The 1,364-nt window shown below is 57.8% G+C and carries 2 protein-coding genes; one reads left to right on the top strand and one right to left on the bottom strand.

The annotated features are described in order from the left end of the window. Positions 1 to 248, bottom strand: a 248-nt coding sequence (locus AB0D94_RS37810; protein WP_362062519.1) for a hypothetical protein, incomplete at its 3' end; no start/stop codon positions are given. A 746-nt stretch (positions 249 to 994) separates the two neighbouring features. On the opposite strand from AB0D94_RS37810, the gene AB0D94_RS37805 reads away from it, so the two are divergent. Next, a partial coding sequence (locus tag AB0D94_RS37805) for a hypothetical protein (RefSeq protein ID WP_362062515.1) occupies positions 995 to 1,364 on the top strand: 370 nt, incomplete at its 3' end.

Here is a 1,364-nt window from a genome sequence, read left to right as displayed (position 1 = left end):
CCGTCCCCGGTGGGCGTCCACACACAGGCATCCATGACCGGATCCAGCCGGCGCGCCAGCGCCTGGAAGACCTCGCGCAACAACCGGTGATCCTGGCCGGGCGGATAACCGATCTCGATCAACACCTCCGGCTGCAAGGTCCGCACGATGCCGTGCAGTTCCTGCTGGAACGCGGAAAGCGCTTCGAACGCGTCAATGGGCATCACCACGCCTTCGTGCGGGGGCGCGGGGTCGGATTTACGAGGCATACGCGGCACTCCTGTCCTTGAGCGGAAAACCCGCGCGGCGCGGCATGCGGCCGGCGGGGTGTCGGGAGGCTCTAACCGCACACAGCCGGCGGGCGTATTCCCCTTGCGGGTGTTTTATTAGCCGCCCTCCCGACGCAGGAAAACGCGTCGCCATGTCCAAGCATCGGACATGAAAAACCCACCTAGTTACGGAGGTGGGTGCCGCTGTGTGCGGAGTTTAGAGGCTCCGTGGTTGGGACTGTGTAGAGGCCGCTAACGGGTGTCAATCAGACAAGTCCGAATTTTCCGCCGAACACGCATCTCTATTTCGTCTGGCCGCTTCCGGCCAGAAGCAGACATTGCTGGCTGCTTGTTACTCCCGGTCTACCTTGACTGATGCGCCAGATGTCCTTTCCTCGAATTCGAACTTGTTGCCGCTTGCCCAAACTGCTTATTGCCGTGCTACTACGATGCCACAAGTAACTTAGTCGCGAATGACCACCGAAAGCACGGTACAAGTGCTGCTCACTCTTTTCGTATCCTATCGAAAGCTAGGCGGAATATCAGTTGAGAGGTGACACTGTGGGCACGAAGTTCCTAGCGAGACGCCCTGCGCACAAGATCGTCTGGCCATGCGTGGCCTCAGCAGCGCTGCCACCTGACTTGGGAAGGAGCATGACACTGCCCCCCGGTAGCGGACGGCTGCAAGTTCGGCTCAAACTAGTGCGACGATTCGCCTACGGTCGTCATCTTCGGAGATTGGACTCATGGATAAGACAAACTTCACGGCTGTCGAGCTAGTGTACCCACCCATTTCCAGCCAAGAGGCCTATTGGCTTCGTGAAGAAGGAGACGTCGAGGCTAGAGTCCGTACAAGCGACTTCTACATGATCGGCGCTCGGGCTGAGTCACTTTTCCTTGATTTCGAGGAAGACGTAGACGCGCTGACGTTGAAATTCAAGATCACGGCCGGCCACCTTGTTGACGACGTCCTTATAAGGGTGCTCGACCTTCCGGAAGTAAAGAGAACCGGATTTGAGGCGCTTGCGATAGAAACAGGTCAAAAAATAGTGCGCTTGTGGGACATAGTCGACCCTGGCAACCCTCAGCCAAGGCTGTTAGATTGGTTTACAACCG

The sequence above is a fragment of the Streptomyces sp. NPDC048255 genome, from assembly GCF_040652415.1.
Taxonomy (GTDB): domain Bacteria; phylum Actinomycetota; class Actinomycetes; order Streptomycetales; family Streptomycetaceae; genus Streptomyces.
Note: the sequence above shows the minus strand (reverse complement) of the source record. Positions and strands in the feature narration are given on the sequence as shown.